Origin of the sequence: Escherichia sp. WS568 (genome assembly GCF_046486085.1) — a bacterium.
GTDB classification, from domain to species: Bacteria; Pseudomonadota; Gammaproteobacteria; order Enterobacterales; family Enterobacteriaceae; genus Escherichia; species Escherichia coli.
In genome coordinates this window covers 1-812 of the sequence record NZ_JBJQMC010000074.1, presented here as the reverse complement: position 1 = coordinate 812, position 812 = coordinate 1, and the positions used below count along the sequence as shown (strand labels likewise).

Here is an 812-nt window from a genome sequence, read left to right as displayed (position 1 = left end):
ACTTCGACGACTACCTGCTGCCGGCCGAGAAGTTCGCCGCACTCAAGCGCGAGCAGGCCCTGCCCCTGGCGATCAACCCGAACAGCGACCAGTACCTGGAAGAGCGTTTGCAGCTGCTGGACGAGCAGTTGGCCACCGTCACCCGCCTGGCCAAGGACAACGAGCTGCCCGATGCCATCCTCACCGAGTCAGGGCTGAAAATCACCCCGCTGGATGCGGCGGTGCCGGATCGGGCGCAGGCGCTGATCGACCAAACCAGCCAGTTACTGCCGCGCATCAAGATCACCGAACTGCTGATGGACGTGGACGACTGGACGGGCTTCAGCCGCCACTTCACCCACTTGAAGGACGGGGCCGAGGCCAAAGACAGGACGTTGCTGCTGTCCGCAATCCTCGGTGATGCGATCAACCTCGGGCTGACCAAGATGGCCGAGTCGAGCCCCGGCCTGACCTACGCCAAGCTGTCCTGGCTGCAAGCCTGGCACATCCGCGACGAAACCTATTCGGCGGCCTTGGCCGAGCTGGTCAACCACCAGTATCGCCACGCCTTTGCCGCCCACTGGGGCGACGGCACGACCTCATCCTCCGATGGCCAGCGCTTCCGCGCGGGTGGCCGGGGCGAGAGCACCGGGCACGTCAACCCGAAGTACGGTAGCGAGCCGGGACGGCTGTTCTATACCCATATCTCCGACCAGTACGCGCCGTTCAGCACCCGCGTGGTGAATGTCGGCGTCCGCGATTCCACCTATGTGCTCGACGGCCTGCTGTACCACGAGTCCGACCTGCGGATCGAGGAGCACTACACCGACACG

The 812-nt window shown here is 64.8% G+C and carries 1 protein-coding gene; it reads left to right on the top strand.

Annotated features, from left to right (window positions below; genetic code table 11):
- Window positions 1-812: Tn3 family transposase (locus tag ACJHWR_RS25260; protein ID WP_410226723.1), on the top strand; the 812-nt coding region annotated here is incomplete at both ends.